The organism is Nocardia lijiangensis NBRC 108240 (assembly GCF_001613045.1).
GTDB lineage: Bacteria > Actinomycetota > Actinomycetes > Mycobacteriales > Mycobacteriaceae > Nocardia > Nocardia lijiangensis.
This window is the reverse complement of the sequence record NZ_BDBP01000035.1, coordinates 20,368-40,990: the sequence shown is the minus strand read 5'-3', so window position 1 is coordinate 40,990 and position 20,623 is coordinate 20,368. Positions and strand designations below refer to the sequence as shown.

1 protein-coding gene (cut by a window edge) is annotated in these 20,623 nt (G+C 69.5%); it reads left to right on the top strand.

The genetic code is table 11. The features are described 5' to 3' along the window. Nucleotides 1-486 precede the first annotated feature (486 nt). Nucleotides 487-20,623: the 5' portion of a non-ribosomal peptide synthetase gene (locus NL1_RS14040; RefSeq protein WP_067839160.1), read on the top strand. Its footprint extends 16,940 nt past the window's final position; 20,137 of the gene's 37,077 nt are visible here — the first part of the coding sequence; it begins with the start codon at nucleotides 487-489; its stop codon lies beyond the right edge, outside the window.

Sequence of the window (20,623 nt, the reverse complement as noted above, 5' to 3'; positions counted from 1 at the left end):
GGTGCGGAGGGTGCGGCCGAAGCGGACTGTGTGCCACGGTGTGTCCGAGCCGCGCTGGGGAACGAGCCTCCCGCCGATCGGGTCTCGTGCGGAAAGGGCACTGAACGGATTCCGCCCGGGTCTCGCGCAGTGAGCGACATCGCTGTGAGAACCGCTACATCGGATCCAGCAAACCTGACCCGAACGCGCTGCCAGGGGTGATGTTCCAACGCTATGGATCTTGGTTGGTCGGTCAGGGGAGGCGCGGGTAGATTGTTCCGGTGATCTGCGAGAAACATCCCGGCTCGGCCGGTCGGTGGGTAGTGGGCGCGGTCGAGCCCATGTAACAAGATCGGCCCACTGGACAGATAGTGCCAGTGAACATTTTTGCCTGATTGATATTGAGAACTGAACCCGGGAACGCGGGCGCCACGCTGTGAAAGGTGAGCGTCCTGTCCGGGTGTCGTCGGGGAGCGCTTGCGTGGTGTTCCGGAAGCGAGGTTACGGTTGGACCGGCTGGATTTCGGCGGGAACGGCGAAGCTGGTGGCGAATTCTTCCCGCTGTCGCCCGCACAGCTGGGCATCTGGTATGCCCAGCACGTCGATCCGCAGGTGCCGATCAACATCGCACAGTACGTCGACCTGCGCGGTGACCTCGATGTCGCCGCGTTGGAGCAGGCCAGCCGCGAGGCTGCGCTGGAGCTGGGTTCAGGCTTCCTGAAGGTCGTCGAGCGCGATGGTCAGCCGTTCCAGACCGTCGACCCCACGCAGGACTCCACGCTGGAGTACGTCGACTTGCGTGACGCCGCGAACCCGGAGGCCGCCGCCGCCGAGTGGATGCGCGCCGAGTACAGCCGTCCGCTGAACATCGCGGGCGATCGCCTGGTCCGTGCCGCCGCCCTGCGGCTCGAGGATTCCCGCTGGTTCTGGTACTCGCGGGCGCACCACATCGCGCTGGACGGCTTCGGCGCGATGACCTTCGTCACCAGGATCGCCGAGCGCTACACGGCCGCGGTGAACGGCGTCGAGCCGGACCCGGCCAAGGCTGCTGATCTGAAGTCGCTGCTCGAGTCGGAACTCGGCTACCGCGACAGCACCCGTTTCCAGTCGGACAAGGAGCACTGGGCCGGGCGGGTCGCCGGTCTGGAGGAGGGCTCCAGCCTGGCGGGTCGCTCCGCGCCGCCGGCACCGGTCAACGGGATTTCCAGCGCCACGCTGTCGCCCGACCAGGACGCGCTGCTCGCCGAGGCCGTCGCCCGGCACGACAACTCGCCCGCCGGCCTGCTCATCGCCGGTTTCGCGACCTACCTCGCGCAGCTGACCGGCGCCGAGGACGTGATCCTCAGCCTCCCGGTGACCGCGCGCACCACCGCGACCATGCGCCGCTCCGGCGGCGTGGTCTCCAACATCGTGCCGCTGCGCTTGCGGGTCGGGCACGACACGACCGTTGCCGAGCTGCTGAAGTCGGTGCAGGTCGAGGTGTCGGGCGCGCTGCGCCATCAGCGTTACCGGCACGAGGACATTCGCCGTGACTCGGCAGGCGACGGCGTCGTCACCACGGAGTTCTTCGGCCCGTGGGTGAACATCATGCTGTTCCACAGCGAGATGGCACTCGGCCCGATGGTCGGCCAGCTGAACCTGCTGTCCACCGGCAGCATCGAGGACCTGGGCGTCAACTTCTACCAGTCCGTCGGGGGCACTCGGTCGAATATCGACTTCGAGACCAACCCGAACCTCTACACCGAGGACGAGGCGCGCGCGCATCACGGCCGGTTCCTGGAGTTCTTCGACCGGTTCCTGGCTGCCGATGCCGGGGCTCGGGTGTGGGATCTGCCGGTGACCACGGCCGCCGAGCGTGAGACCACGCTGGTGGAGTGGAACGACGCCGAGCAGGACGTTCCCGATACCACGTTGGCGGCCTTGCTCGATGCCCAGATCCCGCTGACTCCCGACAACATCGCCCTCGATTTCGAGGGCGAAACGCTGACCTATGCCGAGTTCGGTGCGCGGGTGAACCGCCTGGCGCGGTTCCTCATTGCCGATGGTGTGGGCCCGGAGTCGTTGGTGGCTTTGGGGATGCGGCGTTCGCTGGAGCTGGTCATCGGCATGCACGCGGTGCTCAAGGCCGGTGGCGCGTATGTGCCGATCGATCCGGATCATCCGGCCGATCGCACCGCCTACATTCTGGATTCGGCCGATCCGGTGTGCGTACTGACGGTGTCGCACGACGAGTTGGAGTTGCCGGAGTCGGTGCGGCGGGTGGAGATCGACACTCTGGACGTGTCGGAGTTCTCCGCCGAGCCGGTGACCGATGCGGACCGGCTGGCGCCGTTGCGTCCGGCCAACACCGCCTATGTCATCTACACCTCGGGTTCGACGGGTCGCCCGAAGGGTGTGGCGGTCACTCATCACGCGATCGTCAACCAGCAGCTGTGGATGCTCGACGAGTACCGGTTGACCGCGGCCGATGTGTATCTGCAGAAGACCGCGACCACCTTCGACGTGTCGCTGTGGGGTTACTTCCTGCCGTTGATGGTCGGCGCGAAACTGGTCGTCGCCGCACCCGACGGGCATCGCGATCCGCTGTACGTGGCGCAGATGATCGAGCGCCACGGGGTGACGGTCACCGACTTCGTGCCCTCGATGCTGACGGTGTTCGTCGCGCACGCCACCGCGGAGCAGTGCGCGACGCTGCGCGCGGTGTTCGTGATCGGTGAGGCGCTGCCGCCGGAGACCGCCGCGGGCTTCCGCGCGATCACCTCCGCGGGCCTGCACAACCTGTACGGCCCCACCGAGGCCGCGGTCTCGGTGACCTACTGGGAGGCCACCGCCGCCGACACGGTGACGGTGCCGATCGGCATCCCGGAGTGGAACGTCGAGGTCTACGTGCTGGATTCGCGGCTGCGTCCGGCCGCGATCGGCGCTCCCGGCGAGCTGTACCTGGGTGGTCGCCAGCTGGCCCGCGGTTACCGCGGCCGCCCCGACCTGACCTCGGATCGATTCGTGGCCAACCCGTTCGGCACGAACGGCGAGCGCATGTACCGCACCGGTGACTTGGTGCGGTGGAGTGCCGTGGGCACGTTGGAGTACATCGGTCGTACCGATTTCCAGGTGAAGTTCCGTGGTCAGCGGATCGAGCTGGGTGAGATCGAGACGGTGACGTTGGCTCATCCGGCGGTGAGCCAGTCGGCGGTGCTGGTGGTCGATACCGCGACCGGTCAGCAGTTGGTTGCCTATGTGGTGCCTGCGCCGGGGCTGTCGATCGATCCGGTGGAGTTGACGCGTTTCGCGTCCGAGCAGCTGCCGAGCTACATGGTGCCCGCGTCGGTGATGGTGTTGGAGGCGTTCCCGCTCAACACTTCCGGCAAGCTGGATCGTAAGGCGTTGCCGGAGCCGGTGTTCGCCGCGGATACGGGGTATAGGGCGCCGCGGACGCAGGCCGAGCAGATCGTGGCGGGGATCTTCGCCGATGTGCTCAGCAGGCAGCAGATCGGCATCGACGACAACTTCTTCGACCTGGGTGGTAACTCGCTGGTCGCGACGCAGGTGGTGTCGCGGATCGGTGCGGCGTTCGGCACGCAGATCGGTGTGCGGGCCTTGTTCGAGACTCCGACGGTGGCCGGTCTCGCGGCGCGGGCGGAGACGGCGGGTCCGGGTGACGGTTCGCGTCCGCCGTTGGTGGCCCAGCAGTTGCCTGCGCGGGTGCCGCTGTCGCTGGCGCAGCAGCGGATGTGGTTCATCAACCAGTTCGATCCGGCGGCGCCGACCTACAACTTGCCGTTCGTGGTGCGGTTGCGCGGGCATGTCGACATTGCGGCGCTCAAGGCTGCGCTCAATGACGTGATGGCGCGTCAGGAGTCGTTGCGGACGGTGTTTCCGGAGTCCGGTGACGGCGGGTATCAGCAGGTCGTTCCGGATGACGAGATCAATTTGGCGATCTCGGTGCAGGCGATCGACGAATCCGAGTTGGCCGGTGTGCTCACCGAGTTCGCCAGCCTGGGCTTCGATGTGGCGCGTGAGCTGCCGATCCGGGTGCGGATCTATCAGGTGACGGGTGGATCGACCAACGGGACGCCCGACCACGCGGTCGCGTTCGTGGTGCATCACATCGCGGCCGATGGTTTCTCCTTCGGTCCGCTCTCGCGCGATGTGGCCAGCGCGTATCTGGCGCGGGCCGCCGGGGAGGCGCCCGCGTGGTCGCCGCTGCCGGTGCAGTACCAGGACTACAGCATCTGGCAGCGCGAACTGCTCGGCTCCGAAGCCGATCCCGGCTCGATGGCCGCCCGTCAGATCGCCTACTGGCGACGCCAGCTCGGCGGCCTGCCCGATCAGCTGGATCTGCCCACCGATCGGCCGCGTCCGCCGGTGCAGAGCTTCCACGGCAGCACGGTGCGCTTCGACATCGACGCCGAGCTGCACACCGCCCTCGCCGGGTTGGCCCGCGCGCAGGGCGTCAGCCTTTTCATGGTCGTGCACGCCTCGCTCGCGGTGCTGCTCGGTCGCCTCTCGGGCACCAGCGACATCGCGATCGGCACGCCGATCGCGGGTCGTGGCGAGCAGGCGCTCGACGACCTGATCGGCATGTTCGTCAACACGCTGGTGCTGCGCTCCGACGTGGACAGCGGCAAGTCGTTCACCGACTTCCTCACGCGCACAAGGGAAACCGACCTCGCGGCGTTCGCATACGCCGACGTGCCGTTCGAGCGTCTCGTCGAGGTGCTGAACCCGACCCGCTCGCAGGCCAGGCATCCGCTGTTCCAGGTGATGCTCTCCTTCCAGGAGATGGCGCACGGCGCGCTCGAGCTACCCGGTCTCTCGGTGACCGCCACCGAGCTCGAGGTCGACATCGCCAAGTTCGACCTGCAGTGGACCATCACCGAGGAGCGCGGCGGCAACGGCGAGCCCGACGGCATGACGGCGGCGGTGCAGTTCGCCACCGACCTGTTCGACACCGAGACGGTGACCTCGTTCGCCGAACGCTTCGTGCGCATCCTGCGCAGCGTCGTCGCCGATCCCGCGGTCGTGGTCGGCGAGATCGACGTGCTCGCCGCCGACGAGCGGCTCGCCGTCTCGCGGGACTGGGTGTTCTCCGGCGCCGACGGCGGCACGGGCCGCTTCGCCGACCCCGAAATCACCCTGGCCGCGCTGTTCGACCAGGCGGTCGCCGCGTACCCCGAGCGGATCGCCGCGCGATTCGGCGCGGAGTCGCTGACCTACGCCGAGCTGGATCGGCGCGCGAATGTGTTGGCGCGCAGGCTGATCGCCGACGGCGCCGGCCCGGAATCGATGGTCGCGGTGATCCTGCCGCGCTCGATCGAGCTGGTCGTCGCGCTGCTTGCGGTGGTGAAGACCGGTGCCGGTTATGTGCCGGTGGACCCGACCTACCCGGCCGATCGCATCGCGTACGTGTTGTCGGATTCGCGTCCGACCAGCGTGGTCATCGATTCGTCGGTGGACGTCGTCGTCCCGGACGAACTGCCCACCGTGGTGCTGGACGAATTCGCCGTCGACACCACCGATTTCGCCGATACCCCGATCACCGACGCGGACCGCTCCGCGCCGCTGAACCCCGGCAACGTCGCCTACGTCATCTACACCTCCGGCTCCACCGGTCGTCCGAAGGGTGTGGCGGTCGCGCATCGGAATGTGGTGCGGCTGTTCGCCAATACGGATCGTGATTTCGGTTTCGGTCCTGATGATGTGTGGACGTTGTTCCACTCGTATGCGTTCGACTTCTCGGTGTGGGAGTTGTGGGGTCCGCTGCTGTTCGGCGGCACCGTGGTTGTTGTCGACTACTTCACTTCGCGTTCGCCGGAGCAGTTCCTGGAACTGCTGCGCGAGGAGCGGGTGACCGTTCTCAACCAGACTCCGTCGGCGTTCTACCAGCTCGCCGAGGCCGACCGCACCGCCGGACCCGACGCGCCGCCGCTGTCGCTGCGTTACGTGGTGTTCGGCGGTGAGGCGCTCGAGCTGCGTCGTCTGTCGGATTGGGTTGCCCGCCACGGTGATTCCGCTCCGGTGCTGGTGAACATGTACGGCATCACCGAGACCACGGTGCACGTGTCGTACCGTGCCCTGGATGCCGCGACGATCGAAGCGGCTTCCGGCAGCATCGTCGGCCGTGCCATCTCTGGACTCGGCGTCTACGTCCTGGACAACCGGCTCCAGCCGGTCCCGGTTGGCGTTGTCGGCGAAATGTATGTCGCCGGACCGCAATTGGCGCGCGGCTACCTCGGCCGCCCCGACCTCACCACGGCTCGCTTCGTGGCCAACCCTCTCGCCGACGCCGACACCGCGGGCTCGCGCCTGTACCGCTCCGGTGACCTCGCGCGCTGGAACCGTTTCGGTGAGCTCGAGTACCTGGGTCGCGCCGACGACCAGGTCAAGGTGCGTGGTTTCCGTATCGAGCTCGGCGAGATCGAAGCCGCCGTTCTCGAACAGCCCGGTATCGCCCAGGCCGCGGTCATCGTCCGCGAGGACCAGCCTGGTGGCCAGCGCATCGTCGCCTACGTCGTCGCCGAACCCGGCGCCGAACTCGACCTCGACACGGTCCGCCACGCCGCCTCCGACCGGCTGCCTGCCTACATGGTGCCCTCGGCCTTCATGGCCCTGGACGCGATCCCGCTGACCGTCAACGGCAAGCTGGACCGCCGCGCTCTGCCCGCACCGGTGTTCGAGGTACGCGAATTCCGCGCTCCCGCAACCCCGATCGAAGAGATCGTCGCCCAGGTCTTCGCCGACGTGCTCGATCTGCCCCGCGTCGGTGTCGACGACGACTTCTTCGACCTCGGCGGCAACTCCCTCATCGCCACCCAGGTCGCCTCCCGCGTCGGCATCGCCCTGGACACCCGTGTCCCGGTGCGCATGCTCTTCGAAGCACCCACCGTCGCCGCACTCGCCGCCCGCGTGGAATCGCAGGCGGGCGACGGCGCGCGCAAGGCGCTCGTCGCGCGCGAGCGGCCCGACGAGGTGCCGCTGTCGCTTGCCCAGCAGCGCATGTGGTTCCTGAACCGCTTCGACATCTCCTCGGCGGTCAACAACATCCCGGTCGCCATCCGGCTCTCCGGCGAACTCGACGTCGCCGCCCTGCAGGTCGCGGTCATCGACGTCATCGACCGGCACGAGTCGCTGCGCACCGTCTTCCCGGAGACCGGAGACGGCCCGGTGCAGGTGGTCCTCGACGCGGCCCAGATCGTGCCGGACCTCACCCCGTACCGGGTGACCGAGGAGACCCTGCTCGAGCACCTGATCGACCTGGCCACCATGGCCTTCGACGTGACCAGCGAAGTGCCGCTGCACGCACGGCTTTTCGAGATCAGCGAGACCGAGTACGTGCTCGGCATGGTGGTGCATCACATCTCCGCCGACGGCTGGTCGATGGGCCCGCTCTCGCGCGACGTCATCGTCGCGTACGCGGCGCGCACCACCTGGGAAGCGCCGACCTGGGCCGAATTGCCGGTCCAGTACGCCGATTACGCCCTCTGGCAGCGCGAGATCCTCGGCTCGGAGGACGATTCGCGTTCGCTGATCTCCAGCCAGATCAACTACTGGACCCGCGAGCTCGCCGACCTGCCCGACGAGCTGGTGCTGCCGTCCGATCACCCGCGTCCGGCGGTCGCCTCCTACCAGGGCGGCACCTACGCGTTCGTGATCTCCGGCGAAACCCAGCGCGCCCTGGTCGAATTGGGCCGCCGCTACAACGCCTCGCTGTTCATGGTCATGCACAGCGCCCTCGCGGTGCTGTTGGCGCGGGCCAGCGGCACCTCCGACATCGCCATCGGCACGCCCGTCGCGGGCCGCGGTGAGGCCGCGCTCGACGACCTGATCGGCATGTTCGTCAACACCCTGGTGCTGCGCACCGAGGTGGACGGCGCGGGCACCTTCGCCGAGCTGCTCGACAATGCCAGGGACACCGACCTGCAGGCGTTCGCGCATTCCGACGTGCCGTTCGAGCGGCTCGTCGAGGTGCTCAACCCGGCTCGCTCGCAGGCGCGGCATCCGCTGTTCCAGGTGATGCTGGCCTTCCAGAACACCAAGCAGGCCACCCTGCAGCTGCCCGGCCTCTCGGTGCACGGCGTCGACTACGACGCCCGCCTCGCGAAGTTCGACCTGCAGCTGACCCTGCAGGAGACCCAGGACGAGCGCGGCGAGGCCGCCGGCATGTCGGCCGAGTTCTCCTATGCCCTCGACCTTTTCGACGAGTCGACGGTGGCCGCCTTCGCGCGCCGCCTGGACCGCATTCTGGCGGCCGTCATCGCCGATCCGAACGTGCCGATCGGCGATATCGACCTGCTCGCGCCCGACGAGAACGCACAGGTTCTCGTCGACTGGAACGGCACCGCCCACGCGGTGCCCGCGGAGACGCTCGTCTCGCTGTTCGACGCGCAGGTGACGGCGACCCCGGACGCCGTTGCGCTGGTCTATCAGGACGAACAGCTCACCTACCGCGAGCTCCAGGAGCGCGCCAACCGGATCGCCAGGCAGCTGATCGCCTCCGGCGTCGGCCCGGAATCCCTGGTAGCGCTGGCGATGCGGCGGTCGACGGAGCTGGTCGTCGCGATGTACGCGGTGCTCCAGGCGGGCGCGGCCTACGTGCCGCTCGACCCGGATCAGCCCGCCGACCGTATCGGCCACATTCTCGACACCGCGCGGCCCAGCCTGCTGCTGACCACCCGCCGCGACGGTTTCGTCGCGGACGACGCGATCACCGCGCTGTTCGTCGACGACCTGCCGAGCGCGGCGCAGACCAGCGGCGCGCCGATCACCGACGCCGAGCGGGTGCGCCCGCTCCTGCCGGGCAACACCGCCTACGTCATCTTCACCTCCGGCTCGACCGGCAGGCCGAAGGGCGTGGCGGTCAGCCATGCCGCGATCGTGAACCGTCTGCTGTGGATGCAGCACGAGTACCCGATCGACGCAGCCGACGCCGTGTTGCAGAAGACCCCCGCCACCTTCGACGTGTCGGTGTGGGAGTTCTTCTGGCCCTTGCAGACCGGCGCCCGGTTGGTCGTGGCGAAGCCGGACGGTCATCGCGACCCGGTGTACCTCGCGCAGATCATCGCCGAACACGGCATCACCACGGCGCATTTCGTGCCGTCGATGCTGTCGGTGTTCGTCTCGACGCTGGGTAATACGACGCCGGGCGACACCGCGAACGTCCCCGTGCCGCGCCTGCGTCAGGTGTTCGCCTCCGGTGAGGCGCTGCCCGCGCCGACCGCACAGCGGTTGCGCGAGCTGACCGGTGCGCGCCTGCACAACCTGTACGGCCCGACCGAGGCCGCGGTCGACGTCACCTATCACGAGGTCGTCGATTCCGACGAGGTGTCGGTGCCGATCGGTCGTCCGGTGTGGAACACCCAGGTGTTCGTGCTGGATTCACGTTTGCATCCGGTCGCGCCGGGTGTCGCGGGTGAGCTGTACCTGGCGGGCGATCAGCTGGCGCTGGGCTACCTGAGCCGCACCGACCTGACCTCGGATCGCTTCGTCGCCAACCCCTACGGCGCCGTCGGTTCGCGGATGTACCGCACGGGTGACTTGGTCACCTGGACGAAGCAGGGTGAGCTGGAGTACCTGGGCCGCACCGACTTCCAGGTGAAGTTGCGCGGTCTGCGTATCGAGCTGGGCGAGATCGAGGCGGCGCTGCTCGCGCAGCCCGGTGTCGCGCAGTCGGTGGTCGTGGTGCGCTCGGACGCGCACGCGGGCGACCAGCTGGTGGGTTACGTTGTCGCCGAATCGGATTCCGTCGTCGATCAGACCGCGGTGAAGGCGGGCCTCGCCGCGGCGCTGCCCGGGTACATGGTGCCCGCGGCGCTGGTCGTGCTGGACGCGTTCCCCGTCAACGCCTCCGGCAAGCTGGACCGCAAGGCGCTGCCCGCGCCGGTCTTCGAGGCCAAGACCTTCCGCGCGCCGTCCACGCCGATCGAGGAGATCGTCGCCGACATCTTCGCCGATCTGCTCGGCGTCACCCGGGTGGGCGTCGACGACGACTTCTTCGAGCTGGGCGGCAACTCGCTGGTCGCAACCCAGGTCGCGGCGCGACTGAGCAAGGCGCTCGACGCCGAGGTCGGTGTGCGCACGCTCTTCGAGGCGCCCACCGTCGGCGCGCTGGCCGCCCGTGTCGAATCGCACGCGGGCACCGGTGTGCGCCAAGCGCTCAGCGTCCGCACCCGTCCGGAGTATCCGCCGCTGTCGCTGGCACAGCAGCGCATGTGGTTCCTCAACCGCTTCGACTTCGGCACCGAGCCGGGCGCGGCGGCGGGCACCTACAACATCCCGGCCGCCGTCCGGCTGCGGGGTCTGCTGGATCCGACCGCGCTGCGCGGTGCGCTCGGCGACGTGATCGCGCGGCACGAGTCGCTGCGGACTGTGTACCCGTCGCAGGAGGGTGTCCCGTACCAGCGGGTGCTGCCGTCCATCCACGCCATTCCGGAACTGGACATCGTCGAGGCCGACGAGCCCGAGATGTACGGCGCCCTCTACGAATTCGTGAACCGCGGCTTCGACGTCACCGCCGAACCGCCGGTGCGCCTGCGCATCTACGAACTGGGCGAGCGCGATTACGTGCTCGCGGTCGTCGTGCACCACATCGCCGCCGACGGCTTCTCCATGCGGCCGCTGGTGCGCGACCTGATGACCGCCTACGTGGCGCGCACCTCGAACTCCGAGCCGGGCTGGCCGCCGCTGGCCGTCCAGTACGTCGATTTCGCGCTCTGGCAGCGCGAAACCCTTGGCGAGGAGGACGATCCCACCTCGCTCATCTCCGAGCAGCTCGACTACTGGCGCGGGGCGCTGGCCGATCTGCCCGACGAACTGCGCCTGCCGGGCAAGCCGCGCCCGAGCGTGGCCTCCTACGAGGCGGGCACGCACCGCTTCCGGGTGCCCGGCGAGCTGATCGACGAGCTGAACCGGGTCGCGCACGCGCACGGCACCACCCTGTTCATGGTGGTGCACAGCGCCTTCGCGACGCTGCTGTCGCGCCTGTCCGGCGCCGACGACATCGCCATCGGCATCCCGGTCGCGGGCCGCGGCGAGCAGGCGCTCGACGACCTCGTCGGCATGTTCGTCAACACCCTGGTGCTGCGCACCCAGATCGACACCGCCGCCTCGTTCACCGATCTGCTCGCCCAGGTCCGCGAACGCGACCTGCAGGCGTTCGCGCACGCGGACGTGCCGTTCGAGCGGCTGGTCGAGGTGCTCAACCCGGCCCGCTCGCAGGCGCGGCATCCGCTGTTCCAGGTGATGCTCTCGTTCCAGAACATGGGCCGCACCTCGCTGGAGCTGCCCGGCCTGACGGTGTCCGAACTCGGCATCGATCAGCCGACGGCCAAGTTCGACATGCAGCTCACGCTGAGCGAGGTGCCCGAGGGCGCGTCCGAGATGGACGCCGAACTCGTCTACGCCACCGACCTTTTCGACCCCGCCTTCGCGAACGCCTTCGGCGCCCGCTTCCTGCGCGTGCTGCGCGGGATCGCCGCCGCGCCGTCGACCGTGATCGGTGACATCGAGCTGCTCGACGACGCCGAGCGCGCGCTGGTCCTGAAGCAGTGGAACGACACCGAATTCGCGGTCGACGCGGCCCTGGCCTCGCCGGTGGGCGACGACCCCGCGACGCTGGTCGCGCTGTTCGAGGCGCAGGCCGCGCGCACCCCGGACGCGGTCGCACTCACCTTCGAGGGGACAAGTCTGTCCTATGCCGAGTTCGCGAGCCGGGTGCACCGCCTGGCGCGCTGGCTCAAGCAGAACGGTGTCGGCCCGGAATCGTATGTGGCCCTCGGCATGCGCCGCTCGCTCGACCTGCTGGTCGGCATGTACGCGGTGTCCGCCGCCGGTGGCGCGTACGTGCCGCTGGACCCGGACAACCCGACCGAGCGCATCGAACACATCCTCGACACCGCCCGCCCCGTCTGCGTGCTGACCTCCGGCTCGGATCTCGGCGTCGCGCTCGCGCGCCAGGTGCGCATCGACGAGCTGGACCTGTCCGCGTACTCCGACGAGCCGCTCACCGACGCGGACCGGCACCGCCCGCTGCGCACCGGCAACACCGCGTACGTCATCTTCACGTCGGGCTCCACCGGCCGCCCGAAGGGCGTGGCGGTCTCGCACGCCGCGATCATCAACCGTCTGGTGTGGGGCCACGCGCAGTACGGCCTCGCCGCCGACGACGTGGTCCTGCAGAAGACGCCCGCCACGTTCGACGTGTCGGTGTGGGAGTTCTTCTGGCCCTTGCAGGTCGGCGCGCGCCTGGTGGTCGCCAAGCCGGACGGTCACCGCGACCCGGCCTACCTCGCCCAGCTGATCATCGACGAGCAGATCACCACGGCGCACTTCGTGCCGTCGATGATGTCGCTGTTCGTCGTCGAGCCGCGCGCGGCGGAATGCACCGGCCTGCGCAACGTCTTCGCCTCCGGTGAAGGCCTGCCCGCGGTCACCGCGCAGCGCTTGCGCGAGCTGACCGGCGCGCGCCTGCACAACCTGTACGGTCCCACCGAGGCGGGCGTAGAGGTGACCTTCCACGAGGTCACCGACGCCGACACCGTCACGGTGCCGATCGGCGCCCCGGTGTTCAACACCCAGGTGTACGTGCTGGATTCGCGCCTGCGGCCGGTGCCGGTCGGCGTGCCGGGCGAGCTGTACCTGGCGGGCGCGCAGCTGGCCTACGGCTACGTCACCCGCCCCGATCTGACCACCGAACGCTTCCTCGCCGACCCGTTCGGCCACGGCGTGCGCATGTACCGCACCGGCGACCTGGTGGCGTGGACGCCCGCCGGTGAGCTGGAGTACTTGGGCCGCACCGACTTCCAGGTGAAGCTGCGCGGCCTGCGCATCGAACTCGGCGAGATCGAGGGCGCGCTGACCGCGCTGGACGAGGTCTCGCAGTCGGTGGTCGTGGTGCGCACCGACGAGCGCACCGGCGATCAGCTGGTGGCCTACCTCATCGCCAAGCCGGGCACGGTCATCGACATCGAGCGCGGCAAGTCCGCGCTCGCCACGCAGCTGCCCGCCTACATGGTGCCCGCGGCGTTCGTGGTGCTCGACGCGTTCCCGCTGAACACCTCGGGCAAGCTGGACCGCAAGGCGCTGCCGGAGCCGACGTTCGAGGCCAAGGTCTTCCAGGCCCCGGTCACCCCGGTGCAGCAGATCGTGGCCAGCGCGTTCGCCGACGTGCTCGGCATCGACCGCGTCGGCCTGGACGACGACTTCTTCGGTCTCGGCGGCAACTCGCTGGTAGCGACCCAGGTCGCGGCCCGGCTGGGCGAGGCGCTGGACACCCAGATCCCGCTGCGCACCCTGTTCGAGGCCTCCACCGTCGCCGCGCTGGCCGCCAAGGTGGAATCGGCCACCGGAACCGGCGCCAAGGCGCCGCTGGTCGCGCAGCCGCGGCCGGAGCTGGTGCCGCTCTCGCTCGCTCAGCAGCGGATGTGGTTCCTCAACCGCTTCGACAACCGCACCGCGGTGAACAACATCCCGGTCGCCATCCGGTTGACCGGCAAGCTGGACGCCGTGGCGCTGCAAGCCGCGATCCGCGACGTGATCGCGCGCCACGAGGCGCTGCGCACCATCTACCCGGAGGTGGAGGGCGAGGGCTACCAGCGTGTCCTGCCCGCCGACGAGGTGCGCTTCGATCTGGCGACGGAGTGGGTGCCGAGCACCGAACTGCCGTCGCGCATCGTCGAACTCGCGAGCGTGCACTTCGACGTGACCCACGAGATCCCGTTCCGCGCCGACCTGCTCACCGTCGACGAGCGCAGCAACGTCGTGGTGCTCGTGATGCACCACATCAGCGCCGACGGCTTCTCGCTGCGTCCGCTGCTGCGCGATGTGGTGGTGGCCTACACCGAGCGCGCCGGCGGGGAAGCGCCCGGCTGGGCGCCGCTCGAGGTGCAGTACGCCGATTACGCGCTGTGGCAGCGCGAGGTCCTCGGCTCCGAGGACGACGCGGAGTCCGTGGCGGCGAAGCAGATCGCCTACTGGGCCGAGCAGTTGCGTGATCTGCCCGATCAGATCGAGTTGCCCGCGGATCGGCCGCGTCCGGAGGTCGCGTCGAATGCCGGTGGGCTGCACGCATTCTCGGTGGACGCCGAGCTGCACCGCGCGCTCGAGGATGTGGCGCGCGCGCATGGCGTGACCCTGTTCATGGTCGTGCACGCCGCGTTGGCGACGTGGGCGGCGCGGTTGTCCAACAGCACCGATATCGCGATCGGCACGCCGATCGCGGGTCGTGGCGAGCGTGCGCTCGATGATCTGGTCGGCATGTTCGTCAACACGCTGGTGTTGCGCAACGAGATCGATCTGGGCGGGAAGTTCAGCGATCTGCTCGAGCAGGTGCGGCGCACGGACCTGGCGGCGTTCGCCAACGCCGACGTGCCGTTCGAGCGGTTGGTGGATGTGCTGAGCCCGGCGCGTTCGCAGGCGCATCATCCGTTGTTCCAGGTGGGGTTGACCTTCGAGGCGGCTTCGGCCGCCGATATGGGCACCGTCTCGCTGCCGGGCTTGGCTTTGGATGTCGTCGAGTTCGATGCGGGCACCGCGAAGTTCGATGTGCAGCTGACCGTGGGCGAGTCCCGCGACGGTGGGCTGGCGATGTCGTGGAACTACGCGAGCGAGCTGTTCGATCCGGAGACGGTCGCCTCGTTCGCCGATCGCCTGGTGCGGATCCTGCGCGGTGTGGCCGAGGACCCGTCGGTGGTCGTCGGTGACATCGATCTGCTGGGTGAGGCCGAGCGGCTGGATCTGTCGCAGCGGTGGGTGTCGGCGGGCGCGGATGCCGGTGTGGGCCGGTTCGCCGAGCCCGGGGTGACGCTGGTCGAGTTGTTCGATCAGATGGTCGTCGCGCATCCGCATCGGGTCGCGGCCCGGTTCGGCGCGGACTCGTTGAGCTACGCCGAGCTGGACAAGCGTGCGAATGTGTTGGCGCGCAGGCTGATCGCCGACGGCGCGGGGCCGGAGTCGCTGGTCGCGGTGATCCTGCCGCGGTCGTTGGATCTGGTCGTCGCGCTGCTGGCGGTGGTCAAGACCGGTGCCGGTTACGTCCCGGTGGACCCGACCTACCCGGCCGACCGGATCGCGTACGTGCTGGCGGATTCGCGTCCGACCAGCGTTGTCCTGGACTCCACGGTCGAGGTCGAGATCCCGGCGGGTCTGCCCTCGGTGGTGCTGGACGGATACGCGGTGGAGACCGGCAATGTCGAGGACGCCGACGACGCGCCCGTCACCGACGCCGATCGCCGTGCCGCGCTGACCCCGGACCACGTCGCCTACGTGATCTACACCTCCGGCTCCACCGGTCGTCCGAAGGGTGTGGCGGTCGCGCATCGGAATGTGGTGCGGCTGTTCGCCAATACGGATCGTGATTTCGGTTTCGGTCCGGATGATGTGTGGACGTTGTTCCACTCGTATGCGTTCGACTTCTCGGTGTGGGAGTTGTGGGGTCCGCTGTTGTTCGGCGGCACCGTGGTTGTTGTCGACTACTTCACTTCGCGTTCGCCGGAGCAGTTCCTGGAGCTGTTGCGCGACGAGCGCGTGACGGTGTTGAACCAAACCCCGTCGGCCTTCTACCAATTGGCCGAAGCCGACCGCAATGCCGCCGCGGATGCCGCGCCGCTGTCGCTGCGGTACGTGGTGTTCGGTGGTGAGGCGCTCGAGTTGCGTCGCTTGTCGGATTGGGTTGCCCGCCACGGTGATTCCGCTCCGGTGCTGGTGAACATGTACGGCATCACCGAGACCACGGTGCACGTGTCCTACCGTGCCCTGGACGCGGCGACGATCGAGGCCGCCTCCGGCAGCATCGTGGGTCGCGCGATCGCGGGCCTGAAGGTGTACGTGCTCGACAACCGGCTGCGCCCCGTGCCTGTCGGTGTCGCAGGCGAAATGTATGTCGCGGGACCGCAGTTGGCCCGCGGCTACCTCGGCCGCCCCGACCTGACCGCCGCCCGTTTCGTGGCCAACCCGCTCGCGACCCCGGACGATTCGGGTTCGCGTCTGTACCGCTCCGGTGACCTCGCGCGCTGGAACCGTTTCGGTGAGCTGGAATACCTGGGTCGCGCCGACGACCAGGTCAAGGTGCGTGGTTTCCGTATCGAGCTCGGTGAGATCGAAGCCGCGGTGCTCGCGCAGCCGGGCATCGCCCAGGCCGCGGTCATCGTCCGCGAAGACCAGCCCGGTGATCAGCGCATCGTCGCCTACGTCGTCGCCGAACCCGATGTGGTTCCCGACTTGGACGTGGTGCGTTCCGGTGCGGCCGAGCGGCTGCCCGCCTACATGGTGCCCTCGGCATTGGTCCGCCTGGAATGGATCCCGCTGACCGTCAACGGCAAGCTGGATCGCCGCGCGCTGCCCGCGCCCGCCGCCCAGGCCAGGGCGTTCCGCGCCCCGGTCACGCCGGTGCAGGAGACGGTGGCCGCGGTGTTCGCCGAGGTGCTCGACCTGCCGCGGGTCGGCGTCGACGACGACTTCTTCGACCTCGGCGGCAACTCGCTCATCGCCACCAGGGTGGTGTCCCGGATCGGCGCGGCGCTCGGTACCTCGGTGCCGGTGCGCACGCTGTTCGAGGCGTCCACGGTGGAAGCCCTTGCCGCACGGGTGGAATCGCACACCGGCGGCGACGGCCGGGCCCCGTTGGTGGCGCGCAAGCGCGCCGCCGACGAACTGGTGCCGCTGTCCTACGCGCAGCAGCGCATGTGGTTCCTGAACAAGTACGACACCTCCTCGGCCGCCTACAACCTGCCGATCGCGATCCGCATGTCGGGCGCGCTCGACATCGAGGCGCTGCGGCTCGCGGTGGCAGACGTGGTGCGCAGGCACGAATCGCTGCGCACCCGCTACCCCGAGCACGGCGGCACGCCGGTGCAGGTGATCGTTCCCGCCGAGGACATCGCGCTCGATCTGCACCCGGTCGCGGTGCCGCAGGCCGAGCTGCTCGCCGCGGTGACCGAGTTCGTCACCGCGGGATTCGATGTGGCCGAACAGGTTCCGCTGCGCACCCGGCTGTACGCCGCGGGGCAGGACGAGCACGTGCTCGTCGTGGTCGTGCACCACATCGCGGCCGACGGCTTCTCCATGGCGCCGCTGACCCGCGACGTCATGCTGGCCTACACGGCCCGCACCCAGGACAGCGCGCCCGGCTGGTCGCCGCTCGCGGTGCAGTACGCCGACTTCGCGGTCTGGCAGCGCGAGGTCCTCGGCTCCGAGGACGATGCGGAGTCGCTGCTTGCGCGCCAGGTGGCCTACTGGCAGCGCACCCTCGACGGTGTTCCGGACGAGCTGGCGCTGCCTGCCGACCACCCGCGTCCGGCGATCGCCTCGCACCGCGGCGCGACGCTGCACCACGAGCTGCCCGGTGAGCTGATCGCCGCGCTCGACGAGATCGCCCGCGGCAGCGGCGCTTCGCTGTTCATGGTCATGCACAGCGCGCTGGCCGTGCTGCTGGCACGACTGTCCGGCGGCGACGACATCGCGGTCGGCACGCCGATCGCGGGCCGTGGCGAGCAGGCGCTCGACGACCTCGTCGGCATGTTCGTCAACACCCTGGTGCTGCGCACCGGCATCGACAACGGCGAATCGTTCACCGACCTGCTCGACCGCGTCCGCAAGACCGACCTCGACGCCTACGGCAACGCCGACGTGCCGTTCGAGCGCCTGGTCGAGCTGCTCGCGCCGGAGCGCTCGCAATCGCGCAACCCGCTGTTCCAGGTGATGCTGGCCTTCCAGAACCTGGAGCGGACCGCGCTGGAACTGCCGGGTCTTTCGGTCTCCGCGCTCGATCTCGAAGAGAACGTGGCGCGCTTCGACCTGCAGTTCACGCTGTCGGAGAACGACCGCTCGGGCATGACCCTGGCGCTGACCTACGCCACCGAGCTGTTCGACGCGTCCACCGCGCAGGAGATCGTGGACCGCTGGGTGCGCGTGCTCACCGCCGTCGCGGCCGATCCGGCCGTCACGGTCGGCGCCGTCGACGTGCTCGACGCGGCCGAGCTGGCCGATCTCGTCGCGCGCACCGGCGCTCCCGCGGTGCCCGCGCGCACGCTGCCTGAGCTGCTCGCCGAGGCCGCCGCACGCGACCCGCAGGCGCCCGCGGTCGTGTTCCAGGGGACAACTCTGTCCTACGCCGAGCTCGATGAACGCTCGAACCGCTTGGCCCGCTTGCTGATCGCCGAAGGCATCGGCGCGGAGGACTTGGTCGCGGTCGGCGTGCCGCGTTCGGCGGATTCCGTGTTCGCCGCGTGGGCGGTGTCCAAGACCGGCGCCGCGTTCGTGCCGGTGGACCCGAACTACCCGGCCGAGCGCATCGCGCACATGGTCACCGATTCCGGTTCACCCGTCGGCATCACGGTCACCGCGGTGCGCGAGGGGCTGCCGGAGTCGGCGCGCTGGCTGGTGCTCGAGGAGCTCGAGCTGGGCGGCTTCGACGGCGGTCCGATCACCGACGCCGACCGGGTCCGCCCGGTGCGTCCGGAGCACCCGGCCTACGTCATCTACACCTCCGGCTCCACCGGCGTGCCCAAGGGCGTCGTGGTGACGCACGCGGGTCTTGCCAACTTCAGTGTCGAGCAGATCGAGCGCTACGGCCTCGACTCCGAGTCCCGCGCACTGCATTTCGCCTCGCCGAGCTTCGACGCCTCGATCCTCGAGCTGTTGCTCGCGGTGGGCGCGGGCGGCGCACTCGTGGTGGTGCCGCCCGGCGTGTACGGCGGCGAGGAGCTGTCCGAGCTGATCCGCGGCGAGCGGGTCACGCACGCGTTCATCACCCCGGCCGCGCTGGCCACCTTCGACCCGAGCGGCCTCGACACGCTGCGCGTGCTGGTCGCGGGCGGCGAGGCGTGCCCGCCGGAGCTGGTCGCGAAGTGGGCCGTCCCGCTCGGCGAGAGCGGCGCGCTGCGCGCCTTCCACAACGGCTACGGCCCGACCGAGACCACCATCATGACCAACATCAGCGATCCGCTGGTGATCGGCGAGACGGTGACCATCGGCGGACCCATCCGCGGCATGCGGTCGCTGATCCTGGACGCCCAGCTCAGGCCCGTTCCGGTGGGTGTCGCAGGTGAGCTGTATCTGTCGGGTATTCAGCTGGCGCGCGGCTACCACGCCCGCCCCGGCCTGACGGCCGAGCGTTTCGTGGCCAACCCGTACGTCGACGGCGAGCGCATGTATCGCACCGGTGACGTGGTCCGCTGGACCCGTACCGGCGAGGTCGAGTACGTGGGCCGCTCCGACTTCCAGGTGAAGGTCCGCGGCTTCCGCATCGAGCTCGGCGAGATCGACGCCGCGCTCGCGGCGCACGAGAGCGTCGACTTCGCGGTCACCGTCGGCCACAAGAACGCCGCGGGCGCGGTGTCGCTGGTGTCGTATGTGGTTGCGGCCCAAGGACATTCCATCGATGTCGCGGCGCTCACCGCGCACGTCGAGGACCGGCTGCCCGCCTACATGGTGCCCTCGTCGATCATGGTGATCGACCGGGTGCCGCTGACTCCGGTCGGCAAGCTGGACCGCAAGGCGCTGCCGGAGCCGGTGTTCGCGACCGAGGTCGTGTTCCGCGCCGCGCGCACGCCGGTCGAGCAGATCATCGCCGAGGTGTTCGCCGAGGTGCTCGGCGTGCAGCGGGTCGGCGTCGACGACTCGTTCTTCGCGCTCGGCGGCGACAGCATCGTCTCGATCCAGCTGGTCTCGCGCGCCAAGGCGCGCGGCGTGGTGTTCACGCCGCGGCACGTGTTCGAGCAGAAGACCGTCGCGGGCCTGGCCTCGGTGGCCGAGACCGCCGACGCTTCGGCTCCGGCCGTCGCCGCGCTGGCCGAATTGCCCGGCGGCGGTGTCGGTTCCCAGCCGCTCACCCCGGTGGTGCGGTTCATGGCCGAGCGTCCCGGCTCCTTCGGCCGGTTCAACCAGACCCTCGCGCTGGAGCTGCCGCTCGGCATCGACCGCGCGGGCATCGCGACGACCGTCGGCGCGGTGATCGACCGGCACGACATGCTGCGCGCGCGGCTCTCCCGCGAAGGCGACGACTGGGTGGTGCGGACCGCCGAACCCGGCGCCGTCGACGTGGACGCGCTGATCGAGCGCGTCGAGTTCCCGGCCGCGGCCACCGATGCCGAACTGCTCGCCATCGCCTCCGCCGCACTGGATTCCGCGCTGGACCGACTCGACCCGGCCACCGGTGTCGTGGTCCGGTTCGTCTGGCTCGATCCCGCGGACGGCGGCCGGATGGGCCGCCTGATCGTGGTCGCCCACCACCTGGTGGTGGACGGCGTCTCCTGGCGCATCCTGGTGCCGGACTTCGTCGCGGCCTGGGGCCAGCTCACCGCCGGGCAGCAGCCCGAACTGGTGGCCCCCGCCACCTCGATGCGCGCCTGGGCGCACGCGCTGGAGCGCGAGGCCGAAAGCCCCTCGCGGGTGGCCGAACTCGACTACTGGCGCGGCGTGACCGGCACCCCCGATCCGCTGCTGACCTCGCGTCCGATGGATCCCGCGGTCGACGTCTCCGGCGCGATCGAGAAGGTTCAGGTCGAGGTCTCCGCCGAGGTCACCAAGGCGCTGCTCACCACGGTGCCCGCGCTGTTCCACGGCGGCGTGAACGACGGTCTGCTCACCGCGCTCGCCTTGGCGACCGCGAAGTGGCGAGCAGGCCGCGCGGGCGCGCGCACCGATGACGCGC